The organism is Anabaena sp. CA = ATCC 33047 (assembly GCF_963870205.1).
Lineage (GTDB): Bacteria > Cyanobacteriota > Cyanobacteriia > Cyanobacteriales > Nostocaceae > Trichormus.
Genome location: NZ_CAWMSA010000044.1, coordinates 3,542 through 20,338 on the forward strand (window position 1 = coordinate 3,542; position 16,797 = coordinate 20,338).

Genomic DNA, 16,797 nt, shown 5'->3' on the forward strand with positions numbered 1-16,797 from the left:
CCGATAATCCTGAGTAATAGGACTTAAGCAAGTGTCATCATCAAAGTCTCGTGTAGGGTGCATCAGAAGCGATAATTGGGTTAAAAAGAACAGATTTTCAACATCTGACGCACCCTACTAATGTGCCAGTTGCGTAAGTCCTGAGTAAAAACAGATTGATTATACAGGTAGTTTTTCTCCAGGGAATATCTGCAAAACCTAGTTAATTTATTGTGATTTTTTGAAATTTATCCTATGGTTGCCCAGTTAGAAACACCCAGTGCCAATTCGACCGTCAACTTACCACACCATATTAAAGGGCTAGTACAGGTTTTCACTAGCTCCCATCGCAACTTTTTTACTAGCGTTATGGGTGAAGCTTTGAGAATTGCCGGTCAAGGTACACCCGTATTATTAGTGCAGTTTCTCAAAGGCGGCATCAATCAAGGACAAGATCAACCAATTCAGTTAGGACAACACTTAAATTGGATTCGTTGTGATTTACCTCGTTGCATTGACACAGCACAATTAGATGAAGCGGAACACAAAGCTTTACAAAGTTTGTGGCAGCACACACAACAGGTAGTAAACGAGGGTAAGTATTCGCTGGTAGTTTTAGATGAGTTAAGCTTGGCGATTAACTTTGGTTTAATTGCTGAAAGTGAGGTGTTAGAGTTTCTCGCCCAACGTCCTCACCATGTAGATATTATTCTCACAGGCCCCGATATGCCGCAATCTCTTCTAGACATTGCAGACCAAATCACAGAAATTCGTCGTAGTCATCGACCTTGAACAAATTGACTAAACAAAATACACAGTTCACGATATCCTATTTATTCTGTCTGAATTATCTGTGAGCTTGTGATTAAGAACGACATCTGGATTACTGAAATGGCTCAAAAAGGTATGATTACTCCTTTTGAGCCAAGTTTAATGCGAAAAGTGCAGAAAGAAACATCTTCTGAGCCTCATCCTGTGATTAGCTATGGTTTATCTTCCTATGGCTATGACATTCGACTTTCTTCGGCTGAGTTCCGCATTTTTCGCCACGTTCCCGGAACTGTTGTTGATCCCAAAAACTTTAATCCTCAAAATTTAGAATCGACACCATTGCACACAGATGGTAATGGTAGTTATTTTATTTTACCGGCTCATTCCTACGGTTTAGGTGTGGCTTTAGAAAGACTAGAGGTTCCAGATAATATTACAGTAATTTGTATAGGTAAATCTACTTATGCTCGTTGTGGGATAATTGCCAATCTAACGCCTGCTGAAGCTGCTTGGCGTGGTCATTTAACTCTAGAATTTTCTAATTCTTCTAGTGCAGATTGTCGCATCTACGCAAATGAAGGTGTGGTGCAATTACTATTTCTAGAAGGTGAACCCTGCGCGATTAGTTATGAAGCGCGTCAGGGTAAATATCAGGATCAGTTAGAGGTTGTGACACTGGCTAAAGTTTAGTAGCGATCGCTCGTCATCATACCCCACAATTAAAGAGCGATCGCTTGTCGGAAATTAAGGTGCTAACCTTCCCTTTCCTAAACGCTGCTTCTCATACCAAACTGCGATCGCTGGTACCCACTCGGCAAAATGCGGCCACATCAATTCGCACAATTTTTGAATTTCTAATTGTGCATCTTTTTTATTTCTCAAATCACAAAAATGTAAGAATGACCGCACATTGAAGCTGACTATAAAATGTTGACGGTAATCAAAAGGTACTATTCCCCTAGCGTGTTCTTCCGACATCCCCGCTTCAAAACTTGCTGTATAGCGTTTAGCAGCGTCTAAACACCATTCTAAATCTGCTGCACGTTGCTCTGGCGAATAGTAATATTTTTTACCTTGTCTATCACTATAATAACCAACGGGACGTAGATAAAAAACATCTTCTATATCTTTCTTCCCTTCTAATACTTCAATAAATTGTTTTCCCGTATAGCGGAAAGAGTTGTGAACTACAACACCATTAGCAACAAAATTATGCCAATCACCTTCCACTTCTAAGTCATAAGTCATTTGTTGTCCAAGGTATTCTACACTCTTGACTTTAACGGGATGCGCCCGTAACTTTCTGCCAATTGGTTTTGGTTTAGGTTGCCAATTGTCAGTGTCTATGACTGGGTGATAAGATTTAGCAAATTCAGCCTCTAGGTTATTTTGATGAATGTATTCATGACAATCCTTGCATATAGTCACTAAATTATCAAAATCGTATGCAAGGGATTCATCAGCATAAACTGGTATTAAATGATGAGTATGAAGATTGCCACCACGAACTCTACATTTTTGACAAATATAGTTGAACTTTTCATGTACTTGCGGTGCAATGTCTCTTTTCCATCCACCTATTAGTTCTCGTTCAGTGGATGTACCTCCTTTCCAAAAGTTAGATTCTTCCTTTCTTTTTGTATATTTTTTGGCATTTTCTATACGTTTTTGACGACTTTCTGCTGATAAATTTAAGCGATAACCACCTTTACCTTTGTTCCAGGGATTTTTGCTACCAGATGGTTTTTTATTTAGGGATAATCCGTAAGCATAGACCCATTTTTTAATTGCTTCTATGGAGCAGTTAGCTAATTTTGCCATCTCATCAGCATGAAGTCCTTGATTAAGTTGCGCCTCTAACCACAATTTGTCTCGATAAAGTGCATCAGGGTTATAGTTCCAAGGCTTGTGTTCTGGAGAAAATTGACTATCTTGTTGATTCAAAGGTAATCCATATCTAGCAGCCCAACTTCTAACTGTGTTAATAGAACATTCAGATAGTTGTGCAATCTCTAATGTCGATAATCCTTTTACTATTTGAGCTTGTAGCCATTCCTTGTTTCTGTAAAGTCCGTTACCTACTACTGTCAGACCATTACACATTAAGCTGCATGGCTTAGTCATGTGGACTACACTACCATCATGATTAGTCACTAAGCCAATAGCATCACCCATTCTTTGCCAACCTTCTGAAGTAAATAGGCGATGGTTGACGGTACAATCTAGAGTCTTTCCATCCTCTAAAGTTAATCGATAGACTGGCTGAATACCACTGCATATTACATCTTTAATCTGCCCAACTTCAAACAAGCCTGTCTTTTCGTTGAGAACCCGTAGACGCATCTTACGGATACGTTGTTTACAGTCACGTCGATATTCACCGGGTAGTTCTCCATTTCTACCTCGAATTGACCTTTGGCGAGTTGCTTTTTCTCCGTTAGTCCAAAGTTCGTATAACTCTCCAATGGTTTTTTTCAATTTTTGGCTACTTTCGCCTTTACAGTTAACGAAAGTAATTTCAGTATTAGCTGACAAACATTGAACATCAAATGATACACCTACTCTGTGAGTACGAGCCTGTTGCATGACGCTGTGGGGAAAATAGCCACAGTTCAACACAATTTGGGGATGCTCTAGCGGCCCATAGTGTCCTCTCTCACCTGCTAAGAGTCGCTTAACAATGATTTCACCACATTCTGACTCTGAAGGCCAAGAGTCACGCTCGTCAGACACAAACTTATCTGTATAGTCTTGGTGCATAGCGGCGTAAATCACCTGCTGCGGGTTCGGCGTTTTGGCAATAACCTCTACTCGGAATCGATCCATTGGCTTTTGGGAAGGTAACTGAGATTGTCTGATAGAAACACACTTTGCCTATTCTCTAGACTGGGAGAGTGAGTCCGATACACCATCATATCTCTTGAGGCAGATTCAGATACTTTACAAATCTATATATATTTGTTACAGTTCTTAACAAGATAAAAAATTACTGGGGAAAACCTCATGCGTACAAATGCTTCTATAGTTGATGATCAAGGTAAATTGAACAATTTTGCGATTGAGCCAAAGGTTTATGTGGATGATCAAGGCGATCGCACTGGTTTCACTCCCTACGCCGAACTCATCAATGGGCGTTTAGCAATGATCGGCTTCATCTCTCTGATTGCACTGGAAGTGTTGACAGGACAAGGTATTTTTGGTGCTTTAGCCAGCCTGTCAAAATAATTTTAAGTTTTGTAAAATTTAGCTTAACAATCAAGAGGCGGGAATTTTCCCGTCTTTAATTTTATTCCTTGTTCCCTATTCCTTGTTCCCTGTTCCCTGTTCCCTATTCCCTGTTCCCTATTCCCCGTTCCCTGTTCCCTGTTCCCTTTTATGATTTCATGTTATTTTGGCCTTGATTAAAAGCCGTTTCATCAGTCAAAATATCGGGGAATTTATGGCTTTAACTGCTTCAACAATGCTGGCATTAGGCACGCAAGCACCAGATTTTCATCTACCGGAAGTAGTATCTGGCAAAACAATTTCTCTGGCAACATTTGCTGATCAAAAAGCATTATTGGTAATGTTTATTTGTCGCCATTGTCCGTTTGTGAAACACGTTCAACAGGAATTAACAAGGTTAGGGCAAGATTATGTAAGCAGTGATTTGGGTATTGTAGCTATTAGTGCTAATGATGCGGCAAAATACCCAGATGATGCGCCTGATGCTTTAAAACAACTCGCCACAGAATTGGGTTGGCAGTTTCCCTTATGCTATGACGAAACTCAGGAAACTGCTAAGGCTTATACTGCTGCTTGTACACCTGATTTTTTTGTGTTTGATGGCGATCGCCAACTGGTTTATCGAGGACAATTAGATGATAGCCGCCCTAGTAATGGTAAACCTGTAACTGGTGCAGATTTACGGGCTGCTATTGATGCAGTCTTGGCGGGTAAACCTGTCACCAGGGAACAAAAGCCTAGCGTTGGTTGCAATATTAAATGGAAACCGGGGAACGAACCTAGTTATTTTGGGTGAGTTCAATCAGGTAAGGTGGGCATTGTCAATAAATTCAAACACAGGCTTTGTGCAAATTCCCAGCAATGCCCACCCTACAACTCAAGAATGTTTAATTTCTAGATTCAGGATATAACGCCCTAGTTGGACTGTTTCAGCCCACAGTTCGTATTCTACGCGTAAATGCTCTGGTAGTGGATGTCCAGTTAAGGTCAAGCTATTGGTGAAGTTGCGTAACCGAATAGGATCACTGGGTTGTAATGACTCTGTGGGTAGCCAATATCGACTTACGCCATAGACACCCTGTTCCCAAAAGTGTCGGTAACTTACCTGTTCATTACCTTGCATTGTCATAGTAATGCGGTAAGGCGAAATCTCTAACCACAAAATTCTCGGACTACTGGGCGGATGGATTTTACCCCTCGATGGCGTAAGGGCATCTGGTGGCGTGTCGGGATTAGTGACTTCACAGGTAATTAACGGCGGTGCATTCAGGAGTAAATGGAATCTATCGGTAGCTTTTTGATATAGTGTACCAGCAGTTTCCACAACTGACCAAAATGGCAGGTCAGTGGAAATCAGTGATAGGCTTACGGGCTTGCGGTGGTGGGTGAGCATGGGAGCAATGAGAAAAGCTATTAATGTGATAAAATTAATACCAATGGGATTTTCCGGTCAAATTGAGCAACTAAAGATTAATTCATAGTAAAACCTGCTTAATCTTAACTGAAGATACTTATTTAGTAAGCTAAATCAACATAAATTTGATATTGGTTTCAAAAGTGAAAACGACGTTTACCGCCTGTTAGGGAAATTTATCAATCATCGGACTTCCGCAAGTGTCAGACTAAATATCTATATATAAGGTGCGTCAGCCTGCATCAATCCTGCAAATAAACTGGTATTTGGTATCTGACGCACCCTACTAATGTGCTAGTTGCGTAAGCTCTGAGTAAGATAAGTGAAAAGTTATACTTGGCTAAAAAATATATTTTAGTGAGCAAAAAGCGATAGGATACTAGGCAAGAAGTCACCCGTAGCGGCTCATACAGTCGCTGAGTGGCTTCTCGTGTATTTAAAAGCCAGAGTATCCTGATGTCGGCTGCTGCTATAACCTTAGAAACTCAAACAGACCTTTCTCATAAGTTAATTATCCAAAGACCCTCTACTGGGGTATCATTACAAGGTCGCATTCAAGTACCAGGGGATAAATCGATATCCCACCGGGCGTTAATGTTAGGTGCGATCGCTCAAGGGGAAACGGAAATTCAAGGGCTACTTTTAGGTGAAGATCCCCGTAGCACTGCTAGCTGTTTTCAAGCTATGGGTGCGGAAATTTCCGAACTCAATACAGAATTAGTACGGGTGAAAGGAATTGGTTTAGGCAATTTGCAAGAACCTGTAGATGTGTTGAATGCTGGCAACTCTGGTACAACTATGCGGTTGATGCTAGGATTGTTAGCATCTCACCCTGGACGGTTTTTTACTGTCACCGGGGATAGTTCGCTGCGATCGCGTCCGATGTCTCGTGTTGTCAAACCTTTGCAACAGATGGGGGCGCAAATTTGGGGACGAAAGGGTAATACTTTAGCACCCTTGGCGATTCAAGGACAAATTCTCAAACCAATTCACTATCATTCTCCTATCGCCTCCGCCCAAGTTAAGTCTTGCATTATGCTGGCGGCTTTATTCACTGAGGGTAAAACTACGATTACAGAACCAGCACTTTCCCGTGATCATAGTGAAAGAATGATGCGGGCTTTTGGGGCTGATATCAGTGTTGACTCGGAAACGAACAGCGTCACTGTTACCGGACAGGCGCAACTGTACGGACAAAAGGTAGTTGTACCGGGTGATATTAGTTCGGCGGCGTTTTGGTTAGTGGCTGGGGCAATTGTTCCTGGTTCGGAATTGCTGGTGGAAAATGTGGGCGTGAATCCCACACGCACCGGGATTTTAGAAGCTTTAGAGATGATGGGGGCGGATATCCAACTGGAAAATCAGCGCGAAGTTGCTGGTGAACCTGTGGCGGATGTGCGGGTGCGTTCTGGTGGTTTGCACAGTTGCACGATTGCTGGGGATATTATACCGAGAATGATTGATGAAATCCCGATTTTGGCTGTGGCGGCGGTGTTCGCTGAGGGAACTACGGTAATTCGGGATGCGGAGGAGTTGCGCGTTAAGGAAAGCGATCGCATTACTGTTATGGCGCAGCAACTCAATAAACTCGGTGCTAAAGTGACTGAGTTACCTGATGGCATGGAAATTACTGGCGGTACTCCTTTGGTGGGTACGGATGTGGATAGTTATACTGATCATCGCATTGCTATGAGTCTAGCGATCGCTGCTCTGAATGCTACTGGTGTGACTACTATTCACCGTGCTGAAGCTGCTTCTATTTCCTATCCTAATTTTACTGCGACACTGCAACAGGTTGTAGGTTGAGGTGGTTAGGAGGAAATTAGGCGTTTTGATTTGGTTTTTCAACGCCAAGTGGCGCGAAGGTTCACGCATACCGCTAAAGCGGAACCCGCAGAGTAGGTACGCAGAGGTTTAATTACGAGTTGCTGTTTTGTGGATAAGTGGTTAGGGGTTAGGGAAGACGAGGGATTTTAGGGAACACCAACCAATAAATTATCCAAATTGACTGTTAGTAGGGTGTGTCAGTATGAATATTTTTTTGGTATTGCTAGGGTTTCTCGTACTGACGCACCCGACATTTTGGATGTTTTTTATCTGGAAGTCTTTTACTTGAGTTTCCCGATGCCCTCGTTATTATTTTCGATTCCCTAACACTATGGTTTGCGGATGGAATTTAGATGCTTCTTCCCAATAATCGACTTGATTAATGTTTACTTTCAGTAAGGCTATATTGGGATCGTCTAATCCTTGGGGAAACCACGTTTTTAGTTCTGGTTGCCATCTTTCTTGGATTTTTTTCGGTTCTTTGACTATTTGGGCTGTTCCAGTAATGGAAATATATTGTTGTTGATTGGGTGAGATGAAATTAACGTTTACCTGTTGGCAATGTTCAATTTCAATGACTTTATGGGAACTGCTGGAGGTAAAAAACCAAATTGTGCCGTCAGAGTCAATATCCCGATTAACGAACATGGGGCGACTATGCAAGCTACTATCATCATTAACTGTGGTTAACATTCCGTAATTCAGGTTTTTCATTAATGCACGCAGTTGCTCAATGTTTTGGTTTTGAACTGTGGTGTTTGCCATTTATTTACTCTATTTATTGTCTTGGAAATCTCTTCTTTAGAATTACCAGTATTTATTTCTCATTACGTGAGTCTAGAGGTTGAACTATTTTCTCTCTTGGGCAATTTGAGATGTAGATTTAAGTAGGTAGACATGAATAATTTTCATTAACTGATATCTTGCACCATTCTCAATAACCGTAGGGCGATGTACTGCTCACAACGTAAAAATAAGGATTAGAGCGTATTTTTATCTGTGCATCGCCTGTCTTTAATTGCAATCAAGCAACTGGTGCAAGATGTCAGTTTGTGTCTTCCTACTTATTACTTTAGACATAGGGTTTATTTGGTTCTTCAATAAGTAATCAAAATATCTCTTTCGAGAATTTAATTTTTCAATTATAAATATTTTGATTTTTTGGCTAAAAGGAATATGTATTTTTAATTTTGTGTAAAAATCTTTACATTTAATTTGAAATATGATAAATACTATTTTTATTCAGCTTTGAATCAGCCAAAAAATTAGCTTTTTTTACATAAATGAAAAATCAGACAATTTCTGCATTTAAAAATCTCAAAAAACATCAATTTTTTGTATTAGGGATAGCTTCCTGTTTAATAGCAATTATTATGACTGTAACCTGGCGGGCTGAAGATGTCTCTCAGCTAGGAATGACTATGCTGTTTATGTTGGCAGTAGGTTCAATGATTTGGGAAAAACGCCAGAGGTTAACCTGGAAAACTGACATCTTTTCTAGCGTTTTCAGCATGATATTAATTGCCTGTATACTATGGCAAAGTGTATCATTAAATCAAAGTGATAATGTCTTATTTTTCACTCATTTGTCGCCATTTCTTAGTGCTATTGCTATAGGCTTACTTGCTTCAGGTTGGAGGGGATTAAGGCAATATTGGCAAGAAATAATTGTTTTATTTTTCCTAGGAGTTCCAGAGTTAATTCTCGAAAAATTGATTTACATCGCTCCTCTAACTGCTAATTTTGCCACAATATTACTTTGGTATTCAGGTTTTGATGTATTGCTGCATGAAGAGATATATATAACTTTGGTAACAACTCTGGGTTCCCAGACTGTGAAAGTTGATCCTGGTTGTTCTGGAATAGGACTAATTAGCTATTTACTAGGAGTTTCAATCCTGGCTTTAGTGATGTTTCCTATAGAAAAGACCAAGACAATTATAGTACCTATTATCAGTGTGATATTAGCATTTTTCTTTAATGGGATACGCGTGGCAATCATGGCGGTTCTCGCCTCAAAAAACCAAGAATTTGATTTCTGGCATACAGGTGGTGGTTCCCAGGTGATTGGGACGATAGCAGTGTTAGTTTTTGGGTTATTATACTACTTACTCAATAAGCAGGGAAATAGAGAAAATCAGGTAAATACAGAATCTTAAACAACATTTCTGAAAGATGAAATTTATCTCTTTAGACATAATTGTGATTGACTTATTCCTACATTGATTGTGAAATACCCTGTAACTTTAGGGTGATGCAAGTAGGAATTTATTTGATTAAGCTTTGTACTTGACAAGCTGCTGCTATGGAGAAGTACAGTATGACAGATAAGTTGGAATTACAAGCTGTGAATCTTTCTGAAATTGTCGAGACTCTGACAGCTATGGTTCTCTCACCTGTAATTCTTCCGGTTGCAGATACTGTGAAACAGCCTGTAGTACGCACTGCGATTAAAGAAGCTGTGGAGGGTTGGGAAAATCTCACAGTAAATGTCAACAATACTCATGTCTCTAACGGACATCGAGAAACATCTAGTCATGGTAATATTCAAATTCACATAGAGCAGCCTTATGGAACTAATGGTAAATCGGAGATAGCTAATGATGTGATTAATGTCATCTCTGATATCAATGCAGATGTTGGGAGAATGACCGATGGTGTTGCTGATTTACGATTGCTGATGCCGATGGTATTAGGTTTATTTGCAATTCGTCAATTACTGGTGCAAGGGCTAAAACTGAATGATATTCCTTGGTATATATTGGCTTGGTGTGCTTTTGATAGTTTTATAAAACTTCATAATTCTACTGAATCACCAACCTCTCATGTAGAGATGAGCTAGAAATACACCAAAAGTTGGATTTTTTTACTGTGTGTAACTTTTACGTTGAAACTCTTAACAATGTTGGTGTCTGTTTTTATAGTTAGTGGAACTATAATCATGGAAGACGGATACACGTAGTTTCCTAGTTTATCTGGGCATGAAGGGAGTTTAAATTGCTGTGATTAAAGCAATACATACTAGCGTTAAAGGTAGAGCTAGATATAAAATCACAGGGCTTTATGGTGCGCTAGATTTAAAAGAATATTTAGAGCGATCGCTAACTAAAAACCCAGCCATCATTCAAGCTCATGCCAATACTTTAACAAGTAATCTCTTGGTAATTTTTTCGCCACAATACAATTACCAGCAAATCGGCGAGATAATTCACAAGATTGTCTCGAATTTTCCCCAAAAACAGCCAGTAAGACAGGAAACAAAATCTCTAAAACCTAGCAGAAAACTTACTAAACTTGATAGTAACACCACAGACCAAAATCAAGAACATTGGCATTTAATCCCCACAGATAAAGTTCTGTACAAGTTGCAAACCTCCCAGGAATCAGGCTTATCTAGTGAATCGGCGGTAATTAATTTAAACAAATACGGATTAAATGTCCTCTCAGAAACTGAGTTAAGGTCTGGTTTAAGTATTATAGTTGAACAGTTTAAATCCTTACCTGTGGCTTTGCTGGGTGTGGCGGCTGGGGGGTCGCTGTTTACGGGGGGATTGGTTGATGCTGTGGTAATTTTAGGTGTGGTGGGACTAAATGCAGTTATTGGTTATGTGACGGAAAGTCAGTCAGAAAGAATCATTAACTCTCTCAAACATCATCAGCAAACTTCTGCTTGCGTGATTAGAGATGGTAAGCAAATTGAAATATCCATAGAAAATGTAGCTGTAGGTGATATTTTAGTTCTCAAACCCGGAAATTATTTGGCGGCTGATGCGCGACTAATTGCCGCCGATAATTTAAGTATTGATGAGTCGGCTTTGACTGGTGAGAGTATCCCGATTAATAAAAGTACCGCATTCTTGAAGGGTGAAGATGTACCGTTAGGCGATCGCTTCAACATGGCCTACAAAGGTACTTATATCACAGGTGGTCAGGGATTGGCGGCAGTGGTAGCCACCGGCACCTATACGGAAATGGGTAAAATTCAACAGCTAGTAGGCGAAGCCAAAGCCACAGAAACCCCCCTCGCCAGACAGCTAGACGAAGTAGGCGGACAACTGGTAGTGATCAGTATGGGGATTTGTGGTTTAGTGTTTGGTATGGGAGTTTTACGGGGATATGGCTTAGTGCAGATGTTGAAATCATCTATATCCCTAGCTGTGGCTGCTGTTCCCGAAGGATTACCGACAATTGCGACTACTACCTTAGCTTTAGGTATCCGCGATATGCGGAAGAATAACGTTTTAGTGCGGAGTCTCGCCGCCGTGGAAGCTTTGGGTTCGGTGCAGACAATTTGCATGGATAAAACCGGGACAATTACCGAAAATAAAATGTCCGTGGTGGAAATTCACGCCAATTCTCGACAAATTCAAGTATTAGATGGTGACTTTCTACATGGAAAGCAAAATATTAACCCCTACGGTGATGATGAATTAATCAAATTGATTCATGTAGCGGTGTTGTGTAATGAAAGTGAAATCAGTAAATCTACAGAAGGGGAATATGCTGTTACAGGTTCAGCTACCGAAAATGCGCTGATTTACATGGCGATCGCGGCGGGAGTGGATGCGATCGCCCTCAGAGAGAAGTATCCCTTATTACAAACTAACCTCCGTTCAGAAAACCGCAACATTATGAGTACAATTCACCAGACTCATAATCAAGATAAATTTGTCGCGGTTAAAGGTAGCCCTGCCGAAGTAGTGCAACTATGCCAAAGTAGGATCAAAAATGGTCAAGTAGTACCTTTCGATGAAGAAGCAAGGCGGACAATTGAAATTGAAAACGATCGCATGGCTGGTAAAGCATTGCGAGTCTTGGGGATAGCCTATAGACATATCAGTGAATACCACAATGGCAACGGTAATCATTATGAATCTGATTTGATTTGGTTGGGTTTGGTAGGAATGGCAGATCCGATTAGAAAAGGCGCGAAAGCCTTAATTGCCGACTTCCATACCGCCGGCATCGATACCGTGATGATTACCGGCGATCAAAGTCCTACCGCCTATGCGATCGCTAAAGAATTAGAATTAAACCGCAACCTCCAACTAGAAATACTCGACTCCACCAACCTCAACAACCTCACCCCGGAAGCCTTAACCGCCCTCAGCGACAAAGTAGACGTATTTGCCCGCATCAGCCCCAGCAACAAACTGCAAATCGTCCAAGCATTGCAAGGCGCGGGTAAAGTTGTCGCCATGACAGGCGATGGCATTAACGACGCACCCGCCTTAAAAGCTGCCCAAGTGGGTGTCGCAATGGGTAAAGGTGGTACAGATGTCGCCCGTGAGGTAGCAGATATCGTCTTAGAAGACGACAGACTCGAAACCATGATTATCGCCGTCAGTCGGGGCAGAACAATTTACAACAACATCCGTAAATCAGTCCATTTCCTGCTAGCCACTAACCTGAGTGAAATCATGGTGATGACTATCGCCACCGCCGTGGGTATAGGCGAACCCTTGAATGCGATTCAATTATTGTGGTTGAACTTAGTAACAGACATTTTCCCTGGTTTATCCCTCGCAATGGAAGCACCAGAACCGGAAGTCTTAAGCCAACCTCCCCGCAACCCAGAAGAACCAATTATCAAAAAGTCCGACTTTGGCAGAATTACGTTTGAATCCGCCGTTATCTCGACTACCACCCTCGCCGCCTACGGTTACAGTCTGATGAGATATGGTATGACACCCAGGGCGAACACCATCGCCTTTATGAGTTTGACATCAGCCCAACTACTACACACCATTAGCAGCCGTTCCGAAACTCACAGCATCTTTAGCAAGGAAAAACTGCCGAATAATCCTTATCTCAATGCTGCTATTACAGGTTCTTTTGCTATTCAACTGTTAGCGATCGCCATACCACCACTGCGGAATCTGTTAAGAATTACCCCAATTAATCTTGTGGATGGTGCTGTTATTACTGCTAGTGCTGTACTGCCTTTGTTAGTAAATGAAAGTACAAAAGGGACTGGGGATTGGGTACTGGGGACTGGGAAGCAACTCTTAAGCAGGGGAACAGAGGAACAGGGGAGAATTACTAATTCTCAATACCCAATAGAAGGTGAATTATGAAAAAAGACTTCATGTTTACATCAGAATCTGTCACAGAGGGACATCCTGATAAACTGTGTGATCAGATTAGTGATGCAATTGTAGATCGTTTTTTACAACAAGACCCCTTTGCGAGAGTAATTACAGAGTGCGCTGTTGCTACAGGTATTGTTTTTTTAGCTGCCCGCTTTGAACCTAACGCGAATGTAGATTTTACCAACATAGCCAGACAAGTTATTGCTCAGGTAGGCTACGACCACAAAGAATTTAATGGTAAAACTTGTAGTGTTTTAACTAGCTTAACAGAATTACCACCGGAGCAATATCATTTATTTGATGAACAAAAATTATCAGATGCAGAAATAGAAAAAATTACTGTAACTAACCAAGCTACAGTTTTTGGTTTTGCTTGTAATCAAACCTCAACACTCATGCCTTTGCCTATCTGGTTGGCGCACAAGTTAGCCAGAAAAATGAGTGAAGTGAGAAAAAAAAATATTCTGGATTACCTGACACCTGATGGTAAAACTCAAGTAGGAGTAGAATATCGCAATCGTCGCCCTTATAGAATTCATAGTATTACAGTTATTGCCAGTCAAAACAAACGCTCTAAACCTGATTTAAAACAATTACAAGATGATATTCGAGAAACTGTGATTTTTCCGGTGTTTGAACAGGAAGATATTAAACCGGATGCTCAAACTAGAATATTTATTAACCCTGATGGGCCTTTTATTATTGGCGGGCCTGCGGTACATTCTGGTTTAACAGGTAGGAAAAATGCTATAGATACCTATGGGGAATATTCTAAACATAGTGGTTCGGCTTTAAGTGGTAAAGACCCGATTAGAATTGATAGAGTAGGAGCCTATGCGGCTCGTTATGCTGCTAAAAATGTAGTGGCGGCTAACCTCGCTGATGAATGTGAGGTACAGTTAAGTTATTCTATTGGCTTGTCTCGCCCGGTGAGTGTGCAAGTAGAAACTTTTGGTACTGGTAAAATATCTGATGAAGAAATCACGATTTTATTAGAAAAGTATTTTGATTTTCGCTTGGCTGGGATTTTGAAACAATTTAATTTAAGACATTTACCTTCATTAGTAAAAGGAGGGTTTTATCGCAAACTTGCAGCTTATGGTCATGTGGGTAGAGATGATATAGATTTACCTTGGGAAAAAGTTGATAAACTGGGAGTTTTTTAGAACCGTAGGGTGGGCAAATGTCCACAAAGAAAAAATCAAGGTTTGAACAAATGTTCTGTATTGCCCACCTGAGTTTAATTGGATTCATTTTCTGGTGTGGGAATAGAAAACTGTGGACTAGGTATAGTTGGGATGACTACAGGTTGGGGTGTTTCAGCTTGTAGTTGTGATTGTGCGGCATTACGCGCATTTATCGCCGCTTGATCATTGGGTTTGTATTTGATAGCTTGCTCATAAGATGCGATCGCCTCTCGATATTTTTTTAAACTCAAGTAGGCATTGCCCCGACTATACCAACTTTCAGAATGATTTGGCTGGTGGCGTACCGCCTGACTATAGGAGGCGATCGCTTGCTCATATTGTTGTAAATTATATTGAGAATTCCCCAAAGCATACCAAACTTGGTAATTATTCGGCTGAATTCTTGCCGCTTTTTTATAAGCTTCTATCGCTTCTGTAAACCGTTGACTTTGATGTAACGCCCAACCTCGCCCATACCAGGCTTGATAATTATTGCTATTAGCTTTAATCACTTGATTGAATGCTTCCCCTGCGTCTGGATAACGCCGCAAAGCAATCAAAATATTACCTTTAGCTAACCAAGCTGCATAATGTTTGGGATTGTATTGTACAGTTTTTTCATAAGCATTAATCGCGTCTTCATAGCGATTCACATTAACCTGGGCATTGCCTAAGTTATACCATGCTCGTTCATAGTCTGGTTTAATTTTTACTGCCTGTTTAAAAGCGGCGATCGCATCTTCGTACAGTTGCAAATTTTGCAGTGCTAACCCTTTATTATACCACACTGTATAATTCTCTGGTTGCAATTCAATGGCTTGCTCATAAGCTGCTATGGCATTATTATATTGTTTTAAATTGCTGTAAGTTTCACCTTGAGCATTCCACACTTCCGGGTAGTTATTATTAAGTTGTAAAGCCTTATCAAAAGAGGCGATCGCTTCTGTATATCGCCGGAGATTTTGCAACACAAAACCTCGACCTCTCCAAGCTTCCACATAATTCGGCTGGAGTTGAATAGCAGTGTCATAAGCTGTTAGTGCTGCTTCATATTGCTTTAATTTAGCTAAAGTTCTACCCTTACCATTCCAACCTTGAGCATAGTCAGGTCTAATATTTACCGCCTGTTCATAAGCTGCCAAAGCATCTTCATAGCGTTGCAATTCAAATAATATATTACCTTGTTTAGACAATTCTGTAGCATTATTACTATTGACACTGTTAATAATAAAAATAGCAGCCACAGCCGTAGCACTAATTAAGATAGTTGCCAATAACAACTTAAGTAAGATACTTTTTTTATTTTTTACTAACTTAACTTTTTGTGGTGGTAAAGTCGGAAATACCGCCAGAGTATGAGAGGGTGGTTTGTTTAATTCTGTCAGTGCTTGTAATGCGGCTGTAGCTGAGGGGTAACGGTGGCGAAAATCATAACACACCATTTTGTCAATGAATTTAGCAAACTCTGGTGTGACATTGGCGTGACTTTGCCAGATAATCTCATTAGTATCTGCATCTCGTTCTAGTTGACTGGGTAATAAACCAGTCAGTGCTTGAATGGCAACTATTCCCACCGCATAGATATCACTGCTAAATTGAGGACTTCCTTGTGCTTGTTCGCCGGGGATATAACCAGGTGTACCGATAACAACTGTCGGCTGATTTTGTCCTGTAGTGGCTATTTGCGTAGTGATTTGTTTGACTGCACCAAAATCAATTAAAATTAACTTGCCATCATCTCGCCTGAGTAAATTACGCGGATTGATATCACGGTGGATGACATTTTGTTGGTGGACAAATTCTAAAATTGTCAGAATTTCTTGTAACAATATTGTTACATCCGCTTGCGTAAAAGTCCGTCCTGGTGTTAACTCTTGACTCAGGTCATGGCCGGAAATCAATTCTTGTACTAGATAAAATGAAGCATTTTCCTCAAAATAAGCTAAAAGCTGAGGAATCCGGTCATAATTGCCTAATTTATACAAAACTTGGGCTTCTGTATCAAATAAACGCCTAGCAATTTCTAGAGTATTCGGATCATTAGCTTGGGGTTTGAGTTTTTTGACAACACACTGAGGTGAACCAGGTAATTGAGTATCACAAGCCACAAAAGTTTCACCAAATCCCCCACCTCCCAAGAGGCTGATAATTTGGTATCTTCCCACAAGTGTATTGCCCAGCATCAAATTTACCTACTTGAGTGCATTGTGATCTGATTCCAATATTGCCACAGGTTGATGAAAGCGTGGGGATGGGGGATTGGAACAGACTGGAAGGGATTCAGAAGAATAACTAAAAAGCA

The 16,797-nt window shown here is 40.6% G+C and carries 12 protein-coding genes and 3 pseudogenes; 9 read left to right on the forward strand and 6 right to left on the reverse strand.

All coding sequences use genetic code 11. From position 1 onward, the window contains the following. Positions 1 to 234 precede the first annotated feature (234 nt). A complete protein-coding gene (locus AACS98_RS12110; RefSeq protein ID WP_066380115.1) occupies positions 235 to 771 on the forward strand; it encodes a P-loop NTPase family protein in 537 nt (178 codons plus the stop codon). A gap of 99 nt (positions 772 to 870) precedes the next feature. Further along, entirely contained in the window at positions 871 to 1,440 is a 570-nt protein-coding gene (gene dcd, locus AACS98_RS12115) for a dCTP deaminase (RefSeq protein ID WP_066380117.1), read from the forward strand. A gap of 54 nt (positions 1,441 to 1,494) precedes the next feature. Here dcd and thyX read toward each other — a convergent pair. From thyX to AACS98_RS12130, 3 pseudogenes are all read right to left on the reverse strand, one after another. After that, positions 1,495 to 1,929, reverse strand: a pseudogene (gene thyX / locus AACS98_RS12120) (FAD-dependent thymidylate synthase); the annotation flags it as partial. A 3-nt stretch (positions 1,930 to 1,932) separates the two neighbouring features. Beyond that, positions 1,933 to 3,285 (reverse strand): annotated as a pseudogene (locus AACS98_RS12125) (HNH endonuclease); the annotation flags it as partial. A gap of 3 nt (positions 3,286 to 3,288) precedes the next feature. Then, positions 3,289 to 3,576, reverse strand: a pseudogene (locus AACS98_RS12130) (FAD-dependent thymidylate synthase); the annotation flags it as partial. A 177-nt stretch (positions 3,577 to 3,753) separates the two neighbouring features. On the opposite strand from AACS98_RS12130, the gene AACS98_RS12135 reads away from it, so the two are divergent. Then, on the forward strand, positions 3,754 to 3,975 hold the full coding sequence (locus tag AACS98_RS12135) for a chlorophyll a/b-binding protein (RefSeq protein ID WP_066380121.1): 222 nt from the start codon (positions 3,754 to 3,756) through the stop codon (positions 3,973 to 3,975). A gap of 214 nt (positions 3,976 to 4,189) precedes the next feature. After that, positions 4,190 to 4,771, forward strand: coding sequence for a thioredoxin family protein (locus tag AACS98_RS12140; protein WP_066380123.1), 582 nt, complete (start codon positions 4,190 to 4,192; stop codon positions 4,769 to 4,771). An 81-nt stretch (positions 4,772 to 4,852) separates the two neighbouring features. On the opposite strand, the gene AACS98_RS12145 is transcribed toward AACS98_RS12140, so the two are convergent. Beyond that, positions 4,853 to 5,368 carry a hypothetical protein gene (locus AACS98_RS12145; protein ID WP_066380125.1) on the reverse strand — a complete coding sequence of 172 codons (516 nt, stop codon included), beginning with the start codon at positions 5,366 to 5,368 and terminating at the stop codon, positions 4,853 to 4,855. A 477-nt stretch (positions 5,369 to 5,845) separates the two neighbouring features. On the opposite strand from AACS98_RS12145, the gene aroA reads away from it, so the two are divergent. Further along, entirely contained in the window at positions 5,846 to 7,195 is a 1,350-nt protein-coding gene (gene aroA / locus AACS98_RS12150; protein ID WP_066380129.1) for a 3-phosphoshikimate 1-carboxyvinyltransferase, read from the forward strand. A 330-nt stretch (positions 7,196 to 7,525) separates the two neighbouring features. Here the strand turns inward: aroA and AACS98_RS12155 are convergent, their stop codons facing one another. After that, complete coding sequence (locus AACS98_RS12155) at positions 7,526 to 7,981, reverse strand: pyridoxamine 5'-phosphate oxidase family protein (protein ID WP_066380130.1); 456 nt, start codon at positions 7,979 to 7,981, stop codon at positions 7,526 to 7,528. A 518-nt stretch (positions 7,982 to 8,499) separates the two neighbouring features. Between AACS98_RS12155 and crtA the strand changes: the two genes are divergently transcribed. From crtA to metK, 4 genes are all read left to right on the forward strand, one after another. After that, positions 8,500 to 9,375 (forward strand): cyanoexosortase A, encoded by an 876-nt coding sequence (gene crtA / locus AACS98_RS12160; protein WP_066380131.1) that lies wholly within the window; start codon positions 8,500 to 8,502, stop codon positions 9,373 to 9,375. A gap of 161 nt (positions 9,376 to 9,536) precedes the next feature. Continuing rightward, positions 9,537 to 10,058 carry a hypothetical protein gene (locus AACS98_RS12165; protein WP_066380132.1) on the forward strand — a complete coding sequence of 174 codons (522 nt, stop codon included), beginning with the start codon at positions 9,537 to 9,539 and terminating at the stop codon, positions 10,056 to 10,058. A gap of 160 nt (positions 10,059 to 10,218) precedes the next feature. Further along, the gene (locus AACS98_RS12170) at positions 10,219 to 13,293 is read left to right on the forward strand and encodes a cation-translocating P-type ATPase (RefSeq protein ID WP_084386903.1); all 3,075 of its coding nucleotides are present in this window, start codon (positions 10,219 to 10,221) and stop codon (positions 13,291 to 13,293) included. Next, positions 13,290 to 14,474, forward strand: coding sequence for a methionine adenosyltransferase (metK, locus tag AACS98_RS12175; protein WP_066380134.1), 1,185 nt, complete (start codon positions 13,290 to 13,292; stop codon positions 14,472 to 14,474). Before AACS98_RS12170 ends, metK begins: the two co-directional genes overlap by 4 nt. Before the next feature lie 74 nt (positions 14,475 to 14,548). On the opposite strand, the gene AACS98_RS12180 is transcribed toward metK, so the two are convergent. Further along, on the reverse strand, positions 14,549 to 16,678 hold the full coding sequence (locus AACS98_RS12180; protein WP_066380136.1) for a serine/threonine-protein kinase: 2,130 nt from the start codon (positions 16,676 to 16,678) through the stop codon (positions 14,549 to 14,551). Between the last annotated feature and the right edge of the window lie 119 nt (positions 16,679 to 16,797).

Bases quoted from the DNA above. Each gene is read 5' to 3' on its own strand.
- AACS98_RS12110 (WP_066380115.1), top strand. From the start codon at position 235: ATGGTTGCCCAGTTAGAAACACCCAGTGCCAATTCGACCGTCAACTTA.
- dcd (WP_066380117.1), top strand. From the start codon at position 871: ATGGCTCAAAAAGGTATGATTACTCCTTTTGAGCCAAGTTTAATGCGA.
- AACS98_RS12135 (WP_066380121.1), top strand. From the start codon at position 3,754: ATGCGTACAAATGCTTCTATAGTTGATGATCAAGGTAAATTGAACAAT.
- AACS98_RS12140 (WP_066380123.1), top strand. From the start codon at position 4,190: ATGGCTTTAACTGCTTCAACAATGCTGGCATTAGGCACGCAAGCACCA.
- AACS98_RS12145 (WP_066380125.1), bottom strand. From the start codon at position 5,368: ATGCTCACCCACCACCGCAAGCCCGTAAGCCTATCACTGATTTCCACT.
- aroA (WP_066380129.1), top strand. From the start codon at position 5,846: ATGTCGGCTGCTGCTATAACCTTAGAAACTCAAACAGACCTTTCTCAT.
- AACS98_RS12155 (WP_066380130.1), bottom strand. From the start codon at position 7,981: ATGGCAAACACCACAGTTCAAAACCAAAACATTGAGCAACTGCGTGCA.
- crtA (WP_066380131.1), top strand. From the start codon at position 8,500: ATGAAAAATCAGACAATTTCTGCATTTAAAAATCTCAAAAAACATCAA.
- AACS98_RS12165 (WP_066380132.1), top strand. From the start codon at position 9,537: ATGACAGATAAGTTGGAATTACAAGCTGTGAATCTTTCTGAAATTGTC.
- metK (WP_066380134.1), top strand. From the start codon at position 13,290: ATGAAAAAAGACTTCATGTTTACATCAGAATCTGTCACAGAGGGACAT.
- AACS98_RS12180 (WP_066380136.1), bottom strand. From the start codon at position 16,678: ATGCTGGGCAATACACTTGTGGGAAGATACCAAATTATCAGCCTCTTG.